This window comes from Drancourtella massiliensis (assembly GCF_016900655.1).
Classification (GTDB): Bacteria; Bacillota; Clostridia; order Lachnospirales; family Lachnospiraceae; genus Sellimonas; species Sellimonas catena.
Map to the genome: position 1 here is coordinate 40,479 of NZ_JACJKH010000014.1, position 18,658 is coordinate 59,136.

An 18,658-nucleotide genomic window follows, 5' to 3' on the forward strand; every position below is an offset into this window, starting at 1 on the left:
TCCTGTCTTTGGTAATTACCCGCGGTAACGGGCATCCATGGATTTTTCAATCAGCAGTTCGCAGAGATCGCCGAATTCGATTCCGGCCGCTTTTGCTTCTTTTGGAAGAAGGCTTGCGGCTGTCATTCCAGGCAGACTGTTGTATTCCAGACAGTAAATGCTGCCGTCTTCAGTCAGAAGGAAATCGGCACGGGCATACACGTCAAGTTTGAGTGCCTTGAATGCCTTCTCCGCAATATTCTGAATCCGAAGTGCTGTTTCTTCCGGAATCCGGGCAGGGCAGATCTCTTCTGTCATGCCGTCCTGATATTTGTTCGCATAGTCAAACCAGCCGTTTTTCGGACAGATTTCGATGACCGGAAGGGCTTTCCCGTCGATGACGCCGCAGGCGAGTTCTCTTCCTTTAATATACTCTTCAATAATAATCTCATCTTCGTAGCGGAAAGACTCCCGGACAGCCTGGTCAAATTCTTCCTCTGTGTGGGCGAAATAAACGCCGATGCTGGAACCGCCGGAGCATGGTTTTACCACGAGCGGGAGAGAAAGTCCGGTGGAAGCAAGGGAATGATCCGAAGCAGATTTTTTCATCCAGGTTCCCTTTGGAGTCGGAATCTGGTTTGCCTCGAAGATCACCTTCGTAATTTCTTTATCCATGGAAAGGGCGCAGCCAAGGGAACTTGGGCCGGTATAACGGATACCGAGGACATCAAAGGATGCCTGGAGTTTTCCGTTTTCTCCCACGTCTCCGTGAAGTCCCATAAATACGATGTCCGCAAGCCGGCAAAGTTCGATGACATTGGCGCCGAAAAAGCAGTCTGATTTGTCTTCTCTGCATGCCTTTACCGCTTCCAGATCCGGCTCTGTGGAGCGGATTCCGGATGCGATTCCAAGACCTGCGTCCGGTCTTTTGAAGACCGCTTCCAGATCATCCCCGGCATCCGGAAGCCCGAGGAACGGATCCAGAAGAAAAGCGTCGTGGCCTTTCTCACGTAAGGTACGGCAGATCCCTGCACCGGAGCTTAAAGAAACGTCCCGCTCAGTGCTGAGTCCTCCTGCTAATACAATAATTTTCATAATCAAATCCTCCTTATAAATTATCCATACTCATCTGATCGAGCAGTTCCTTCTTCACCTGATACAGCCGGTCAGATAAATCGACATAGACATTGTGCGGGTAGAAGAGACGCTTTGTCTCATCCCACAGTGTATCTTTTTCCTGGCGGCAGTAGTCCGCAATCTCCATCACGGTCGGAGACTGGTATACGCATTCTCCGTTGATGAAAACCGGAACGAGCATTTCACGCATCGTGTAAGTGCCGCCTTTTAACTTCGTCTTTTTCCATGTTTCGATCGGGTCGAACAGAAGCAGATCGTCATTTTCATCGAAAGTCTCATCTGCAAAACAGATCAGGTCTGCCTTGATCTTGCCGCTTTCCTTCTCGTAGATCCGGTAGATCGTCTTGTTGCCCGGATTGGTAATCTTTTCCGTATTCTCGGACAGCTTGATCTTCGGAACAAACGTGCCGTTTTCATCCTGAATAGCCGCCAGCTTGTAGACGCCGCCAAAGGACGGGCAGTCCTTGGACGTGATCAGGTGAGTGCCCACACCCCAGACGTCGATGGCTGCTCCCTGCTGCTTCAGATCGTGGATCAGATATTCATCCAGATCATTGGAAGCGGAAATCTTCGCCTCCGGGAATCCTGCGTCATCCAGCATCTTACGTGCCTTCTTAGAAAGATATGCAAGGTCGCCGCTGTCAAGACGGATTCCGAAGCTTTTCGACTGGATTCCCTCTTCCCGCATCTCACTGAATACACGGATCGCGTTCGGTACACCGGATTTTAAGGTGTCGTACGTGTCCACAAGCAGAGTACAGGAATTAGGATACATCCGGGCGTACGCCTTAAATGCTTCGTATTCACTTGGAAAACTCATGATCCAGCTGTGGGCATGGGTTCCCATCACCGGAACATCAAACATCTGTCCGGCCAGAACATTGGATGTACCGACGCAGCCGCCGATCATGGCAGCTCTCGCCCCGTAAAGTCCGGCATCCGGCCCCTGGGCACGACGAAGGCCGAACTCCATGATGCCGCCGCCGTTTGCCGCGTAGACAACACGGGCAGTCTTGGTAGCAATCAGAGACTGGTGGTTTACGATATTCAAAATCGCCGTCTCCACCAGCTGGGCCTCCATAATCGGGGCAACGACTTTGATAATCGGTTCTCTTGGGAAAATCACACTTCCTTCTGGAATTGCGTAGATATCACCGCTGAAATGATATCCACTTAAATAATGAAGGAAATCTTCATCAAAAATGTGCAGGCTTCTTAAATAATCCACTGCTTCATACGAAAAATGCAGCCCTTTGATATACTCGATCACCTGATCCAGCCCGGCTGCAATGGAATAGCCATTATTACAAGGGTTGGCACGGTAAAAGACGTCAAATACAACGACTTTGTCGTGATCCTTCTCCTTAAAATATCCCTGCATCATTGTCAGTTCATACAAATCTGTCAATAATGTCAAATTACGTTCCAACATAGGACACACTCCTTTTTTGCCGCACAAAAGAGCGTACGGCCTTTTTTTCAGCATAATACTGGAAACATTATAGCACTCATCCGGGCAAAGGGAAAGAAAAAATCCGCAACTTCAAATTGAAAGCCCCGGGGAACTGGTATATAATAAGCTTAAAAAAAGAACATTTCCAGATGGAAGGAGGAGTCAATATGACCACACGAAAAGTGATAGCAGCAGATATCGAAAGCAGATATGAGGCACCGGGCGCAGAACTGGTTCGTATTGCATGCCAGTTCCAGAGCAGGATTATGTTAAAGAGCGGCGATATGCATATCAACGCAAAGAGCATTATGGGGATGATGGCTTTCCGACCATCAAAGGGAATGGAGATCGAGATCACTGCAGAAGGTGACGACGAAGAAAAGGCAGCTCTGGAGATGGAAGCATTTTTGAAAAATGAATAGAGATACAAAAAAATCAGGGGAGACAGTGACTCATAGGGCCGCTGTCTCCCCTGATTTTTTACCTCATACCATATCCGCGTTTTTCTCAATCGTTTCCTTAATAATCGCTTCAAAATACGGCGCGAGATGTTTTCTTGTCTCCTTGTCCAGATCTTTCGGATATACCGGCTTCCCGTACTCTACGACCACATGAGTCTTCCGGACAAACGGAAGATGGGCTTCAAAAATCTGAGCGGTATTATTCAAACTGATCGGGACAATCGCACATCCCGCCTTTTCCGCAATCTTAAAGGACCCCTCTTTAAAAGGAAGAAGACTTAACTCTTCTCCGGTATTTCTCGTTCCTTCCGGGAAAATACAGATGGAAATCCCGCTCTTTACATAGTCAATCGCCTGAAGAATCGTTTTCATGCCCTGCTTCGGATCTTCGCGGTCCAGAAACAGGCAGTATACATACTTCATCCAGGTGGAGAGAAGAGGAATCTTCTCCATCTCCTTTTTGGCAACATATCCAGTGAGCCGCGGGCATCTGGAATAGGTCAGCAGAATATCGAAATAACTTCTGTGATTTCCCACAAACAGGACCGGCTCATCCGGAATATTCTCAAGTCCGATCACCGTAGCATCTACGCCCGCGATTTTCAGGATACATTTAAAACCCCACTGCACAATCCGCAGGGAAGAAAGATCGCGCATCTGCCGGTTTTTCTTTCCGATCAGCCATTCCACAAAAAAGACCGGTATGGAAAGAATCAGATAGACAACCAGATAAATGACAATACAGATAAAGCGAATCATGGGGATACGCTCCTTTCCATAAAATTTAATAGACAGTATGTCGAAAAAAGACGTACTTACAAAGTAACACTATTATACTATAAAAATGCGCGAAAAGAAATCAAGATTTGGTATTTTTTATGGGAAGTTTGTGTAAGATGATAAAGAGAAACTGCAGGATCGCATGGAATGAGCAAAAAAGCAGGAAATTTCCGAAAAATCATCTTCTCCTGTACTGCAGTCTTCCTGATTTTATGCATGTCCGGATGCTCTGTCACGGACCTGGGAGGAACGAAAAAGCAGGAGCTGGACTTTACGGTCCTGGAAAAGGAAGACATACCGGAGGAATTAAAGACTCAAATCGAAGAGAAAAAGGACGAACCGATGAAGCTGACGTATACGGACCAGGGACAGATGTACCTTGTCAGAGGGTATGGAAAAAAGGAGAGCAGCGGATACAGCATTGAGGTAAAAGAACTTTACGAGACCGAAAACGCCGTCCATATCCGCACGGAGCTGAAAGGACCGGGAGAAAAGGAACAGGTCATCGAAAAACACACATGGCCTTATCTTGTCGTGAAACTGGATTATCAGGACAGACATGTTGTCTTTGAAGAATGAGGAGGTTCCCTATGGAGTTGGTAAAAAAACAGATTATGAAACAATGGAGCGGAAAGCCGGTGACAGACCAGTTTCTGATTGATGAAGACTACAATGTGCCGGACAACAAAAAGGATATCAAAAAAGTCATGCAAAGCGAAGGAACGCTGCGGATCGAGGAAATCCGAAAGGTGGATCATTATGTAAAAATCCATGGAAAGCTGATGTTCAAAATTCTCTATGTCACCGATGAGGCGGATGAAAAGATGGCAGAACTCTCCGGACAGTTCCCGTTTGAAGAGATGGTTTACACAGAAGAGGAACGGGGAGACTGGCTGATCCGAAGCACCAGAACCGATGTGACGGCGGTGATGATCCATTCCAGAAAGCTCAATATCCGGACCATGGCGGAGATGGTGCTGGTTCCGGAAGCCGGAGAGGAAGGCGAATTGACGATAGACGTGGACGGCGTCGACCGGTGCTGTAAGAAAAAGGAGACCCGGAAGATTCTGAAGATGCTGACCTCCATCCGTGATACATACCGGATCAAAGAGGAAATCCACCTTCCGAAAGGGAAAGAAAATATTGCCTCCCTTCTGTGGACGGATATCAAACCGCAACGGCTGGATACGAAACTGATACAGGACGGACTGATCGTGGAAGGGGAGCTGCTTGTTTTTGCCTTTTATGAGACGCCGGATGAGACATTGAACTGGATCGAGGAGCCGGTACGCTTTGAGGGAAGGATCCCTTGTCCGGGAGCGGATGAGACAATGTTCCACCAGATCGACAGTGCTTTTACCGACGAAAACGCGGAAGTGCGGCTGGATGAGGACGGAGAAATGCGGATCATCGGCATTGAGGCATCGCTGGAGGTAAAAGCCTCCGTCTTCGAGGAGGAAGAAGTGGAAATTCTCCAGGATCTGTATTCCTTAAGCTGCAGTCTGACCGCTGAAAAAGAGAAGGCGGAATATGAGCAGATGGTGATGCAGAACCACCTGAAATGCAGCGTCAGCGAGACCCTTTCCCTGCCGGAACTCAAAGACAATATTTTTCAGATCTGCCATACGTCGGGTAGCCTTGAAATTGTCCGGACGGAAGCGAAAGAAGAAGGAATTCAGGTAGAAGGAATCCTCCACATCGGATTTTTGTATGTCAAGCCGGATGATGATATTCCGTTTGACACCTGGCAGGGCATGGTCCCGTTTTCCTGTATGCTGGAATGCAATGAAATGTATCCGGATATCCGCTGTTCCTTAAACGGCTGCATCGAACAGCTGACAGTCAACCTTCTGGGACAGGGGAAAGCGGAGATTAAGGCTGCCGTCTGCTTCCGGGCGCTGGTAAGGAAACCGGTGGAAATCGAAAATATCAAAGGCATTACCATGGAAGAACGCTCGATGGAAGAACTGGCAAAGAGACCGGGTATTGTAGGGTATGCAGTCAAAGACGGAGATGATCTGTTCTCCCTTGCCAAGCGGTTCGGAACGACCGAAGAGAGCATCTGTGAGGTCAATGGAATCGAGAAGGAAAAAGGACTGCGTCCAGGTGAGAGGATATTGATTTTTAAGGAAAATTTGAGTATACTATAAGAAAATGTATACAAAATACATATTGTCCGTTTCTTCTATATATATAGAATCTTTTATAAGATCCAGAACAGGAAGAAAAGGGCAGGAGAGAAAAGAGGATAAACTAAGGAGAGATTGGATGGAACGAATTCAGTTAAAAGCACTTGGAAAGATTAATCTGGGGCTCGATGTACTTGGAAGAAGAGAAAACGGATATCACGATGTCAGGATGATCATGCAGACCGTCTACCTGTATGATGAGGTCACGCTGGAAAAGCGGAAAGAGCCTGGCATTACCGTTGCATCCAATCTCGTTTTTTTGCCGACGGATGAAAGCAACATTGCGTTTCGTGCAGCAAAGATTCTGCTGGATGAATTTGGAGAAAAGCACGGAGTTTCCATCACGTTGAAAAAGCACATTCCGGTGGCGGCAGGGATGGCAGGCGGAAGCGCGGACGCCGCCGCCGTGCTCTTCGGGATGAACCGGCTTTTCGGATGGAAATTAAGTGAAAAAGAACTGATGGAGCGCGGGGTCACACTTGGCGCGGATGTCCCGTACTGTATCATGCGGGGAACGGCTCTGGCAGAAGGAATCGGGGAAAAGCTTACCCGCCTTCCGGCCATGCCAAAATGCCACGTTCTCATTGCAAAACCGCCCATCAGCGTCTCCACAAAGATGGTCTACGAAAAGCTGGATTCTTCTGCCATCGTGGATCATCCGGACATTGACGGAATCATCGAAGGACTTCGGGCAAAAGACGTCACCCGTGTGGCCGGCTCGATGGGAAATGTCCTGGAGAGTGTGACAGAGAAACAGTACCCGGTGATCACGCAGATCAAAGAAGAGATGCTTCGCGGCGGAGCCATGAACGCCATGATGAGCGGAAGTGGACCTACCGTATTCGGCCTGTTCAGGGAACGCAGTATGGCAAAGAAAACAGCGGAACAGATTCGACAGAAGGGATTTGCAAGACAGATTTACACAACAACCATTCACAATGTACGAAAGAACAGGAGGAACGATTGATGGAAGCAGATTTTGGAGCAGAAATGAATGAGTATCTTCCGCTGCGCGACGTGGTGTTCAATACACTCCGCCAGGCGATTTTGAGAGGAGAGTTAAAGCCGGGAGAACGGCTGATGGAAGTCCAGCTTGCGAAAAAGCTGGGCGTGAGCCGTACACCGATCCGTGAGGCGATCCGGAAGCTGGAGCTGGAAGGGCTGGTACTGATGATTCCGCGAAGAGGAGCAGAAGTGGCGGAAATCACGGAGAAAAGCATGCGGGACGTGCTGGAAGTCAGACGGGCGCTGGAAGTGCTTGCGGTCAGCCTGAGCTGCGAGCGGATCACAAAGGAGCAGATTGAAGAGCTCAAAAAGGCGGCGGAAGAGTTTGACCGGTCGCTGACATCTGATGATGTGACAAGGACTGCCGAGGCAGACGTCCACTTCCACGACATCATTTACAACTCTACAGAAAACCAGAGACTGATCCAGCTTCTGAACAATCTGGGAGAGCAGATGTACCGGTACCGGGTGGAATACTTAAAGCACCGGGAATTCCATCCGCAGATTTCAAAAGAGCACAAAGAGCTGATCACCTATCTGGAAGCAGGCGCAAAAGAGCAGGCGGAAGAAAAAATCGGCGTACACATCGACAAGCAGGCAAGAACCGTGCTTGAGACGATCCGCCGGAATAAAAATCCGGAAAAAGCAGAATAAATCAACCAGATCCGGCAATACTCCCGTTAGTAATGGAAACAACGGGAGGGACATGGATCATGGAAAAACGAAGAAATCTCATCATGGCAGCGTTAGCTGTCATGATTTCGCTGATGCTGACTGCGTGTGTCTGGCGCACGGAGACAGTCAGCGCAAAAGTAGAGAAAACACAGGAGCACATGGCAGAGGAAGTGCTGCGCTTCCATGTGCTTGCAAACAGCGACAGCAAAGAGGACCAGAACCTGAAAATGAAAGTAAAGGATACGGTTGTCTCCTGGATGGAAGAAGAGATGGATACAGAAAGCCTTGCACAGACAAAAGCATTTATCCGCTCCCACCTTCCGCAGATCGAAGCACTTGCCGAAGAGACCATCCAGAAGGAAGGATATTCCTATCCGGTCCGGGCATCCCTTGAGTGGACAGCCTTCCCGGAAAAGACCTACGGGGATATCACCTTTCCGGCCGGAACGTATGAAGCGCTCCGGATCCAGATCGGGGAAGCAAAAGGGCACAACTGGTGGTGTGTTCTGTATCCGAGCCTTTGCTTTATCGACAGCGTCCATGCGGTCGTCCCGGAAAAAGGGAAAAAGCAGCTGGAACATGTCCTGACAGAAGAGGAATATGAGATGGTGACAGCGACATCAAAATTCAAAATCAAATGGTTCTTCTTCGGATCATAAAGAAAAAGTACTTCAGGACAAAAGACGAAAGGGAAAAGGAATGACAGAATTTTTAGTAAGACGGTTTGTAAAAAACTACGAACAGACAGAGACGGTTGCGGTGCGGACAGCCTACGGAGTACTGGCAAGTGTGGTGGGTATCCTCTGCAATGTCTTTCTCTTTCTTGTAAAAGGAGCCGTGGGAATTATACTTCACAGTATTTCCGTTACGGCAGACGCATTCAACAATCTTTCCGATGCCGGATCATCGATCATCGGTCTCGTCGGGGTCAAGATGGCGGAAAAGCCCGCCGATGAGGAACATCCCTTCGGGCACGGGCGGATCGAGTATATCGCGGCACTGGTTGTGGCATTTATCGTACTGCAGGTAGGCTTTACCTTCCTGAAAGACGCCGTTGGGAGAATCCGGAATCCGGAGATCCTCAGCTTCAATACCATTTCTGTTGTCATATTGATTCTGTCCATCGGAGTCAAGCTGTGGATGGCGGCGTTTAACCGAAAGCTTGGAAAAAGGATTGATTCTAAAGTCATGATGGCCACGGCAGCCGATGCCATGGGAGATGTGGCAACGACAACGGCGACAATACTTTCTGTATTATTTTTCCGTGTGACAGGCATCAATATCGACGGTTTCGTCGGAATCGGCGTGGCACTCGTTGTCATGTGGGCCGGAATCGGAATCGCAAAAGATACACTGGAACCATTGATCGGGGAAGCGGTCCCGCAGGAAACTTTCGATGAAATCACCAGATTTGTGGAATCTTACGACGGCATTGTCGGGACACACGATCTGCTGGTACATAATTACGGACCGGGACGAAGCATGGCTTCCATTCATGCGGAAGTGCCAAATGACGTGAATATCGAAGTTTCCCACGAGATCATCGACCGGATCGAGCGGGACGCCAGAAAATATCTGGGCATCTATCTTCTGATCCACATGGATCCGATTGAGACAAAAGATCAGGATGTGCTTCAGATCCGGGAAAAGGTGGAACACATTGTGGCCGAGACCGCTCCGGAAGCAAGCATTCATGACTTCCGTATGGTGCCGGGCGAACATCAGATCAATCTGATCTTTGACATGGTGATGCCCCACGGGTATGATAAAGAAGAGGAAAATACACTGCTTCATCTGGTGATGGAGAAAATCCGTCATCTGGACGAGCGGTATCAATGCGTAATTACGATGGAAAAAAGCTATGTGGCAGAATCAAAAGAAAAGTAAAAGAGGGATGATATGTACGAGGTGAAATCAAGAGTACGGCTCAGTGAAGTGTCGGACAACGGATGCATGACACTTCCGGGCATAATCAATTCGTTCCAGGACGCAAGCATCTTTCAGTCGGAGGATCTTGGCGTAGGAACGAAGTATCTCGAAGAACAGAAAAAAGCATGGGTGCTTTCTTCCTGGCAGGTAGAAATCCTGCGCTATCCAAAACTTGGAGAAGAAATCCGGACCTGCACCTGGCCGACCGGATTCCACGGATTCTTCGGTGACCGGAACTTTGTCATGAAGGATCAAAATGGAGAAGTCACGGCGTATGCCAACTCAATCTGGGTTTACATGGATCTGGCATCCGGACGTCCGACCCGGCCTTCCGAAGAGGAGATCAGCCGTTACGGGATGGAAGAGCCGTATCCGATGGAATATGCATCCCGGAAAGTGCCGATGCCGGAAGGAGGAGTCAAAACGTCTCGGATCAAAGTCAGGAAGTATCATATTGACACGAACCATCACGTCAACAACTGCCAGTATGTGCAGATGGCGGTGGAACTTCTGGAAGAAAACGGGATGGAGCCGGACTTTTCCGGCCTGCGGGTAGAATATAAAAAATCAGCAGTTTACGGGGACATTCTTTATCCGTCATACAAGATACAGGACGGCATTTCGACGGTAGCGCTTGGGGATGAGAATGGAAAACCGTATGCGGTTGTGGAGCTAAAGCATAAAGGAGAACAGAACGATGAAATTGGGCGAAAAGCAAGTATTGACGATTGAAAAGCAGGTAGACTTCGGAGTATATCTGGGAACGGAAGAGGAGCATGTCCTTCTTCCGAAAAAACAGGTACCGAAAGGGGCAGAGCTGGGAGATCCTGTGGAAGTCTTTTTATACAAAGATTCCAGAGACCGTCTCATTGCAACGACAAATGAGCCGAAGCTCACCCTCGGAGAACTGGCGGTGCTGGAAGTGATCGATACCGGAAAGAACGGCGCATTCCTCGACTGGGGACTGGAAAAGGATCTCTTCCTTCCATTCAGGGAGCAGACCGGACCGGTGAAAAAGGGCGATCACGTTCTGGTAAGCCTTTACATTGACAAAAGCTCCCGCCTGTGCGCGACCATGAAAGTCTACGAAAAGCTGTCCTGCGATTCCCCGTACCAGAAAGACGATATGGTGGAAGGAATTGTCTACGAACTCAGTGACCGCTTCGGTGTCTTCGTGGCGGTAGACGGAAAATACTCTGCCCTGATCCCGAAACGGGAAGTGTACCATTCCTACCGGGTAGGCGAGACGATCCGTGCCAGAGTATCTGCAGTCAAAGACAACGGAAAACTGGATTTAAGCGTGCGGGAAAAAGCATTCATCCAGATGGATGTAGACGCGGCAAAACTGATGGACTACATGGAAAAACATGGCGGCCGGATTCCATTTACGGATAAGGCGGCGCCGGAAACGATCCGCAAGGAATTTGAGATGAGCAAAAACGAATTCAAACGGGCGGTGGGACGCCTCTTGAAAGAGAAAAAGATTGAAATCAGGGAAAAGGACATTGTCCTTGCAGGCAAATAAATCATATAAGAAACAAACAGGAAAAAGAAAGGAGAAACGCAGATGAAAGTACAGAACATTACGGACATTGACAAATTTTTTGAAGTAGTGGACAGCTGTAAAGGAAAGGTGGAACTGGTAACAGGAGAGGGTGACAGACTGAATCTCAAATCAAAACTGTCTCAGTATGTATCTCTGGCAAATATCTTTTCCAACGGCGAGATTCCGGAACTGGAAATCATTGCCTATGAAAAGGAAGATATCGACAAACTCGTATCCTTCATGATTAACGGCTAAGAAAACAAAACAGAATCAAAGAAAGCAGGGCGGAAGATCAGATCTTCCGCCTTTTCAACATATTTGGCGAGGACAGAAAAATACCAAAAGGAAAAGGGAGAATTCGAGGACAAAAATGATGATTTCGAGGACAAAAGGGCGAAAATTAGCGAAAAATGTAGTACAATTTCATCAGGACGAAAAGATAGTTAAGCTGAGGGCGCAGGGAGAAAAAATGAAATTTGCCAAAGTAGAAGTCGAAGGAATCAAACTTGCGGTCTCAAAATTTTACAAAACGGATGCACTTCAGTGCAGGAAAATCTTATTAGAGAGTATTCAGTGGCTGAGGGATCGGTATGAGCGTTTGAAAGAGAAAGAAGATCTCAAGAAAGCGCTCTGCCACATGGAAGCGTATGGAGAGCTTGGCTTTTCATACGACGATGTAAAAGATGAGGCGGAAGAGATCTTCGGCCTGCTGGAAGCGGACAAGGAGGTGAGAAAAGAGTTTCGGATACATTTCTGCGAGAAAGTCGTAGTCAGCAAAAGCAGAGTCAACCAGCTACTCGGCAGGTGGAATCCAGCCCGGCATTCCATGCGGATCGGCGATGCGGTGGATGATATCATCCGGAAAGTGACAGAGCAGGAGGAGGGAATCTTCCTCTATCACTGCGGAAGAAAGATTGCCGGAGACGGGGAAGACGGACTGTGGGAGCATACTTTCCGCCTTCAAATACAGGATGGAGAAGCAATTTTCCACGATGTCAATCAGAACCGATATTATCTGCTATTGAAGGAGAAAAAATCACATGTTTAAAATTATTATCGTTGATGATGACAAATGGATGCAGGATATGATCCGGGACAAAATCAAAGAAACGGCGGACGCATTTCTGAACACACAACTTCTGGTTTTCTCATCGGGAGAAGCATTTCTGGAGTATGCGAAGACGCAGGAATACGGAGAGGAAGGGGATATCTTTTTTGTGGACATCGAACTTGGGAACGGGATGACCGGACTTGAATTTGGAAGGCTTCTGCGAAAAACATATCCGAACCGGGGACTTGTGTTCCTGACATCTCATACGGAATTTGCGCTGGAAAGCTATGAGATCGAGGCAGATCAGTATATCCTGAAAGAAACGATGGATGAGCGGCTGCCGCACATCCTGGAAAAACTCATGCGCCGGATGGGAGCAGAAAAAAATGAATATCTAATGCTGAAACGACAGGATGAACCGGAAGAAAAAGAACAAAAAGTCTATTTCCGTGAAATTATTACCGTCCATAAGAAAAAGATGGGAAAATATGCAGAATATGCGACCTTCCACGGGAACTTCAAAGAACGGATTCCTTTAAGCGAATTGATGAAAAAGCTGGACAGTAATGAATTTTTCCTTGCAGATCGAAGTAATATTATCAACCTCCGCAATGTCCAAAGTATCAAGGGCAATACGATCTACATGGAGGAAGGTCATGAACTGGAACTGAACCAGTACCGGATCGATGCAGCGAAGAAAAAGATTGAAGCTTACTGGAGGGAACGGGAATGGGACGACAAATTCATGGAATAGTACTGATTCTGCTTTCCATCTGTGAGGTGTGGATGTGCTATCAGGTCTTATACCGGACGGTATTGGAGAAGGAGCATCTGCGGAAATGGCAGAAGGTGCTGATCTGGGGGAATATCACTGTGTTGGGAATTCTCATGGGAATCAATCGGAAGATTATATTTTTCTCAACGCTCATGTTTGCTTTTAGCATTTTGGTTACTTGGCTATGTGCCTTGGGAGTAGAGCGTAAGAATGTGTTGATAAAATTGCAAATTATTATTTTATATTACACAATCTTTGCTTTGCTAGATTTTTTCTTTGGATTTATAAGTATGGAAGTGATAGGGCAGCGATTTTTTGATGATATTTATAAGTTTTCACAGTCCATTGTACAATGCGTTTTATATTTAATATCAAGAGTATGCATTGCAGTCCTATTAATGAAGTGGGATCATCATGGATGGTACAGAAAGGACGACAGAAATGTGTTGGTATGGCTTTGCATAGGGGGAGTGGCACTGCTACGAATCTATCAAAAGATATTAGGAAATATGGCCCTCGGTTCCATACTTATGAGAGGATGGGCGGCTGCTGTTTCTATGGTATTAGTGGCTGTGTTAACATCAGGCGTTTTTATCGTTTCCTATCGCTTCAAAATGCTGAAAAAAGAAAATGAGATGCTTTTGAACTTGGAAGAAATGTCCAAAAATCATGTAAAGGATTTGGAACAGATGATAGAGAAAAACCGAATCCTGACACACGATATGAAAAATCATCTTATTGTTTTGCAGGAGTATGGGAAAAAGGAGAAATGGGATTTACTCATGTCCTATTTAAATGAGATATCGGATGATCTTTATTGGGTGACAAAAGCCACGTGGACACAAGTGGAAATTTTAGATATGCTTTTGAATCAGAAAAAGATGAAAGCAGAGTCAAAAGGGATTGCTTTTCACATCAAAGCAAGTACAATTGGGGAAGTATCCATTACCGATACGGAAATTTGTTCGCTGTTTGGTAACTTGCTAGATAATGCAATAGAAGCATGCGAAAAGATCCAGTATAAAAAACGATGGATTGAAATCCGTATTATGAGAAAATCTAAAATGCTATACATTACGATCGCCAATAGCATCGAAGAGTTCCCATTAGTACAAGAGGGCAAGTTGATTACCGGAAAAAAGGAAAAGCAGCGGCACGGTTATGGACTCAAAAGTGTGCAGCATGTTGTACGAAAGTATCGTGGCGATTTTGAATATCAGATTTGTGAAAAAGAATTTATTGTAACAATTAAATTTTGGAAATTATAGATAAAGAGGAAAGTAAAATGGGAGAAAAAGACTATCGCTATGTTGCGGGAGATTTAAAAACAGAACTGGATGAAGTGAATAGAATGGAAAAGAAAGAGACAGAAGAAGTACAGGAATTTACAAAGAATTGGGATTCTTTTTTGACGATTATTTGTTGCTAACTATTTTAAGAGCAGGATGTTCATACGAGCATCCTGCTTTTTTGGAGGAAATTATGAAAGATACCTATTTATGGGAAAGAGATTATATACATGATCATGTGATATCAGTCAATGAAGAGAAAGAGAAATACTGGGATCAGCTTTTAGGAGAAACTATGGTGGCAGAACTGCGGAAGCGATATCCAGAATTTCAGGCATATCTAGAAGATTGGATATTTGAAGTAAAAAAAGAAGTTGACATGAGTGCCATGAATAAAGAATATCGGGAATGGACCGAGCCATCCTATGAGATACACAGAAACATAAGGGGGACGAAACTGTTCTTTGCAGAATTTTACCAGCCTTTCTTGATAACAGGGATAGAGGAATTCAAACGTCAGTTAAATACCGGGAAAGAGCAGATCACTTCGGACGTATATGAAGATTTTGGGGATGAACTGGCGGTCCGTCTGCAAAATATGGCACTTCGCACCTTGATTGCGGAAATGCATGGTTACAAGCAAAGGGGAATGCTAAAGGGAGCGGACTCGAAAGAGGAGTATCAGGACTTTTGCCGAATATGTGGAAGGAAAGAGTTTTTCTATTATATCGCAGACACCTATCCGGTATTGAGCCGATGTATCCGGGAGCGTATAGAGTGTCAGATCCAGTACTATGTAAAGGTACTAAAATGGTTCCGGGAAGATTCTGATAAAATCGGGAAACTCTTTTTTGATGGGGAGATTCCCGACAGGATCACAGGGATAGAATCGGGACTATCGGATCTTCATAACGGTGGGAAAGAAGTACTGAAAATATGTCTGGAAAACGGGAAAAAGATACTTTTAAAACCTCGTTCTATGAAGAATGAACAGTTTTTCACAAGGCTTCTGGGGTGGATCAGTGAAAGGACGGATTCAAGCCAGTATCATTATAGAATCCTGTCCTGCCGCGATCATAGCTGGTGTGAAATCGTGGAATATCAAAGCTGTGAATCGGAGCAGGAGATCCGTCAGTATTATAGACGACTGGGAGAACAGCTCTTTCTCTCCTATCTCCTTGGAACGAGTGATATCCATGCGGAAAATCTGATTGCCTGTGGAGCATATCCGGTGATTGTGGATCTGGAAGCATTGGCACGACCGGGGAAAGAGATACAGGCAGAGTCAGCGGAGGATGCAATTTATTCGTGGATCCGGGAATCGGTGATTGGAACAGGAATCCTGCCTTTTTATGTGTGGAACAAAGAGGGAGAGGGAATTGACGGAAGTGCCATTCACAGTCAGAAAGGACAGAAGCTTCCATTTCAGATTCCGGCGGTGGCGGAAGAGGAGACTTCCAACATGTATATCACCTACCGGGAGGGAGTTACTTCCGCAGGAAGGAATCTTGCATGGATGAAAGGAAAAGAGGAAACGATCGCGGCATATGTGGACGATCTTCTTGTCGGATTTTCCGAGGCGTATCAGGCGGTGGAGAAAGAAAAAGGGAGCTTTCAAAGTGTTCTGGAAGAAGGGAAAGGACTTCAAAGCAGGGTTGTTTTGATGCATACGCAGCGGTACGCGATGCTGTTAAACAGTTCCTATCACCCGTCCCTTCTGATGGATGGAGCGGATCGGGAAATCTTCCTGTCTTCCATTGGACGGGGACGATGGAACAGGGAAGAGCGGATTGTCCGGGAAGAAGTCCGGGCATTGCTGCGGGGAGACATCCCATGCTTTTCCAATGGAATGGATGAGAAGAGCTTATATGCCGGAGAGGAGAAGTGTGAGGAAGCCTTTTTTCAAAGGACAGCATACAGCCGGATTCTGGAACGTCTGGGAGGGATCGGTCAATCGGACCGGAATAAGCAGTGTGATCTGATTCGTACATCCATGGAACTAATTCCGGAGAATAAAGAGAATTTTGTGAATCAGATATACGAAGTCAGAGCGGACAATGGATTTGGACGGACGATGGATAAGGAAAGCTTGAATCGGATCATCGCTGCACTGACAGACAGGTTGTGTACCTATGCGATCTGGAATCAGAAGAAGAGCGAGGTGAGCTGGCCTGTCCTTCATTTCGCTTCTTCCGGGAACTATGCGTGGCAGATCCGTCCGATGGGTGTTTACTTTTATGATGGATTAAGCGGGATGCTGCTTCTTACTACCGTGATGCAGGACAAACAGAAATCCGAAAGAATCGAGAGAATCCAGAAAGCGTTAAAGAGACAGTTGTTTCAATATACAGATGAGGGGCTGGAAGACCTGAGGAATCTACAGTCCGGAAATACCGGGGCGTATACAGGGGAAGGTTCCATTGTCTATACCTATTTAAAACTATATCAGCTGACAAAAGAATCGATTTATTTACAGTATGCCAGAAAACATGCGGAAATCGTTTCAAAAATCGTTCCGAAAGATACTTGTGCCGATCTGCTTGGAGGGAAAGCGGGGGCAGCATGGATCTTCCTGCAGATGTTTGAGCAGACGGGAGAAAAGAGATATGTGGGGGAGGCGGAAAAGGCAGTCTGTTCTATGCTTCCACAGGCAGTGAAGATGGATTGCGGAATCGGGTGGAAACCGGAAAGTGGAGAAATTCCGATTGGCGGTACAGCACATGGAAACGCAGGAATTTTGATGCCGGTGCTTGCACTTTGGGAATTTACGAAGAAACAGGAGTATGAAATCCTGGCAGAAGAGATCTGGGAATATGAAGAGAGCCTTTATCGTGAAGAAAGAGGAAACTGGATCGATCGAGGGAAAGATAAGGAAGAAGGAGAAGATACAGTGGCATGGTGTCATGGAGCGGCTGGAATCTTACTCGCGAGGCTGTGGTGCTATCAACGTGTGACGGACAGAACATGGAAGGAAAGGTTGAAAAACGATATTGAAAGAGCGTATCGAAAAACAGAAACATACTGGAAACGCGACAGTTGGAGTCTGTGTCACGGAACAGGCGGGAATCTGTGGATTATGGATATCGCGGATCGGATGCTAGGGAAGGAACAAAAAAACAGGATGGATATAGACGAATTCCGATTACTTCCGCAGGAGAGATTAAATCCGGGGATTATGGGCGGATATGGAGGGATATTACTTTATCTCTTAAAAAATAATCTGAAAATAAAATAACTAAAAAATTAGAGGACAGAAAAAATGAAGTCGAGGACAAAATATTGAAAAAAAAGCACCTGTGAATTAATGTATAACTAACAAAAAGAAGAAAAGGAAGAGACGAGGTGATACCGTATGAAAAAGAAACTTTTATATTTATTTATAGTTATAGCTATCTTGGCCTGCATGTTGCTTATATGGTTATTGAAACCTGCTAAAAGCGAAAAGATAGTACAGGATTTTTTAAAGGAAGCGTTTACAAAATCGGAGAGTAATTCAGAGTTATATCAAAAGTTTCAAGAGTCTTCCGTTGTGATAGGTGAAGGAGTTAAATCGGAAATAGAAAAACAATCTCAAGAAAAGTCAAAGCAGGCAGAGCAAGCTTTTAAAGATACGTATGGAAGATATTTGAATGATGAAGGGATAGAAGATTTTAACAATCAACTATTTGATTATTTTCTCGGTTTGTATAGTAAAGATGAGAAATGGGATGTTAAGGAAATTAAAGTTACAGAAGATAATAATAAATACAAATTCTATGTGTCTTTAGAGATGGATGATGGGGAAACAAAGGTTGAAGGAAGAATGGAGATTATAGATGGGAAAATTGGTAAAATCAGTATAACATGATATCTTAATATATTATTAATGATTTTATTCAACTCATCAAGAATAACGGATACGCAGTTTGTGCGTATCCGTTTTAATATGTAAAATAAAATAATATTTTGAATCCGGAAATTATAGGCGGACATGGATGGGGCTTACTATATCTTCTGGCAAAATAAACTGAAAATAAAAAGAATAGAAATCAAAGGACAGAAAAATAAATTAAATAAAAGAGTATTGAAAAAACAATGTTGATGCATTAAAGTATAACTAACATAACAGAGAAAAAAGAAGGAATGAGATGATGCCGATGTATTTTAAAATTTAATATTTTTTGATAAAAAGGCGTTTTGATAAGTAGGGGGATGGTATGAACAAGCTATTCGGCACCAGAAAGAGGTGAGAAGATTGAAAAAAGAATTTAAAATAAATTACCCGGCGATACTAGTGATCCTTACTGCAGTTGTATATGAGTTTATGTATAAACAAAATTTTTCTTCGCGCTGGCTCAATTTTGCATCAACGATGTCTTCGGTCAGTTTTTCGATCTATCTGTTTTTTGA

The 18,658-nt window shown here is 45.6% G+C and carries 19 protein-coding genes; 16 read left to right on the top strand and 3 right to left on the bottom strand.

The window, feature by feature from the left end; translation table 11 throughout:
• Window positions 1-15 precede the first annotated feature (15 nt).
• Window positions 16-1,074, bottom strand: coding sequence for a D-alanine--D-alanine ligase family protein (locus tag H6A32_RS08990; protein ID WP_204864178.1), 1,059 nt, complete (start codon window positions 1,072-1,074; stop codon window positions 16-18).
• Window positions 1,075-1,087: 13 nt separating this feature from the next.
• Window positions 1,088-2,548, bottom strand: coding sequence for a nicotinate phosphoribosyltransferase (locus H6A32_RS08995; protein ID WP_204864179.1), 1,461 nt, complete (start codon window positions 2,546-2,548; stop codon window positions 1,088-1,090).
• 188 nt (window positions 2,549-2,736) lie between these two features.
• Between H6A32_RS08995 and H6A32_RS09000 the strand changes: the two genes are divergently transcribed.
• A complete protein-coding gene (locus H6A32_RS09000) occupies window positions 2,737-2,991 on the top strand; it encodes an HPr family phosphocarrier protein (RefSeq protein WP_191427699.1) in 255 nt (84 codons plus the stop codon).
• Window positions 2,992-3,054: 63 nt separating this feature from the next.
• Here H6A32_RS09000 and H6A32_RS09005 read toward each other — a convergent pair whose 3' ends face one another.
• Window positions 3,055-3,789: a lysophospholipid acyltransferase family protein gene (locus H6A32_RS09005; RefSeq protein WP_118636088.1), complete on the bottom strand. Its 735-nt coding sequence runs from the start codon at window positions 3,787-3,789 to the stop codon at window positions 3,055-3,057.
• A gap of 168 nt (window positions 3,790-3,957) precedes the next feature.
• Here H6A32_RS09005 and H6A32_RS09010 point away from each other — a divergent pair, with 168 nt between their 5' ends.
• The 15 genes from H6A32_RS09010 to H6A32_RS09080 all read left to right on the top strand — a co-directional run bounded on the left by H6A32_RS09010 (window position 3,958) and on the right by H6A32_RS09080 (window position 18,116).
• A complete protein-coding gene (locus H6A32_RS09010; RefSeq protein WP_087167087.1) occupies window positions 3,958-4,389 on the top strand; it encodes a protease complex subunit PrcB family protein in 432 nt (143 codons plus the stop codon).
• 11 nt (window positions 4,390-4,400) lie between these two features.
• Window positions 4,401-5,960: a DUF3794 and LysM peptidoglycan-binding domain-containing protein gene (locus tag H6A32_RS09015; protein ID WP_204864180.1), complete on the top strand. Its 1,560-nt coding sequence runs from the start codon at window positions 4,401-4,403 to the stop codon at window positions 5,958-5,960.
• Window positions 5,961-6,078: 118 nt separating this feature from the next.
• Entirely contained in the window at window positions 6,079-6,966 is an 888-nt protein-coding gene (ispE, locus tag H6A32_RS09020) for a 4-(cytidine 5'-diphospho)-2-C-methyl-D-erythritol kinase (protein WP_087167089.1), read from the top strand.
• Window positions 6,966-7,658 carry a GntR family transcriptional regulator gene (locus H6A32_RS09025; RefSeq protein ID WP_087167090.1) on the top strand — a complete coding sequence of 231 codons (693 nt, stop codon included), beginning with the start codon at window positions 6,966-6,968 and terminating at the stop codon, window positions 7,656-7,658. The genes ispE and H6A32_RS09025 overlap by 1 nt, the downstream gene beginning before the upstream one ends.
• Before the next feature lie 59 nt (window positions 7,659-7,717).
• The gene (gene spoIIR / locus H6A32_RS09030) at window positions 7,718-8,338 is read left to right on the top strand and encodes a stage II sporulation protein R (protein WP_204864181.1); all 621 of its coding nucleotides are present in this window, start codon (window positions 7,718-7,720) and stop codon (window positions 8,336-8,338) included.
• A 40-nt stretch (window positions 8,339-8,378) separates the two neighbouring features.
• Window positions 8,379-9,566 carry a cation diffusion facilitator family transporter gene (locus H6A32_RS09035; RefSeq protein ID WP_204864182.1) on the top strand — a complete coding sequence of 396 codons (1,188 nt, stop codon included), beginning with the start codon at window positions 8,379-8,381 and terminating at the stop codon, window positions 9,564-9,566.
• 12 nt (window positions 9,567-9,578) lie between these two features.
• Window positions 9,579-10,340, top strand: coding sequence for an acyl-[acyl-carrier-protein] thioesterase (locus tag H6A32_RS09040; RefSeq protein ID WP_204864183.1), 762 nt, complete (start codon window positions 9,579-9,581; stop codon window positions 10,338-10,340).
• Window positions 10,306-11,133: a CvfB family protein gene (locus H6A32_RS09045; RefSeq protein ID WP_191435513.1), complete on the top strand. Its 828-nt coding sequence runs from the start codon at window positions 10,306-10,308 to the stop codon at window positions 11,131-11,133. Before H6A32_RS09040 ends, H6A32_RS09045 begins: the two co-directional genes overlap by 35 nt.
• A gap of 42 nt (window positions 11,134-11,175) precedes the next feature.
• Window positions 11,176-11,409 (top strand): polya polymerase, encoded by a 234-nt coding sequence (locus tag H6A32_RS09050; RefSeq protein WP_087167095.1) that lies wholly within the window; start codon window positions 11,176-11,178, stop codon window positions 11,407-11,409.
• A 214-nt stretch (window positions 11,410-11,623) separates the two neighbouring features.
• Window positions 11,624-12,202 (top strand): hypothetical protein, encoded by a 579-nt coding sequence (locus tag H6A32_RS09055; RefSeq protein WP_204864184.1) that lies wholly within the window; start codon window positions 11,624-11,626, stop codon window positions 12,200-12,202.
• Window positions 12,195-12,959 carry a LytR/AlgR family response regulator transcription factor gene (locus H6A32_RS09060; RefSeq protein ID WP_087253714.1) on the top strand — a complete coding sequence of 255 codons (765 nt, stop codon included), beginning with the start codon at window positions 12,195-12,197 and terminating at the stop codon, window positions 12,957-12,959. Before H6A32_RS09055 ends, H6A32_RS09060 begins: the two co-directional genes overlap by 8 nt.
• Window positions 12,935-14,248, top strand: coding sequence for a sensor histidine kinase (locus H6A32_RS09065; RefSeq protein ID WP_204864185.1), 1,314 nt, complete (start codon window positions 12,935-12,937; stop codon window positions 14,246-14,248). The genes H6A32_RS09060 and H6A32_RS09065 overlap by 25 nt, the downstream gene beginning before the upstream one ends.
• Window positions 14,236-14,409 (top strand): hypothetical protein, encoded by a 174-nt coding sequence (locus H6A32_RS09070; RefSeq protein ID WP_204864186.1) that lies wholly within the window; start codon window positions 14,236-14,238, stop codon window positions 14,407-14,409. The genes H6A32_RS09065 and H6A32_RS09070 overlap by 13 nt, the downstream gene beginning before the upstream one ends.
• 53 nt (window positions 14,410-14,462) lie before the next feature.
• Window positions 14,463-17,504 carry a type 2 lanthipeptide synthetase LanM family protein gene (locus H6A32_RS09075; protein WP_204864187.1) on the top strand — a complete coding sequence of 1,014 codons (3,042 nt, stop codon included), beginning with the start codon at window positions 14,463-14,465 and terminating at the stop codon, window positions 17,502-17,504.
• 117 nt (window positions 17,505-17,621) lie between these two features.
• On the top strand, window positions 17,622-18,116 hold the full coding sequence (locus H6A32_RS09080) for a hypothetical protein (protein WP_204864188.1): 495 nt from the start codon (window positions 17,622-17,624) through the stop codon (window positions 18,114-18,116).
• The last annotated feature ends 542 nt before the right edge of the window (window positions 18,117-18,658 follow it).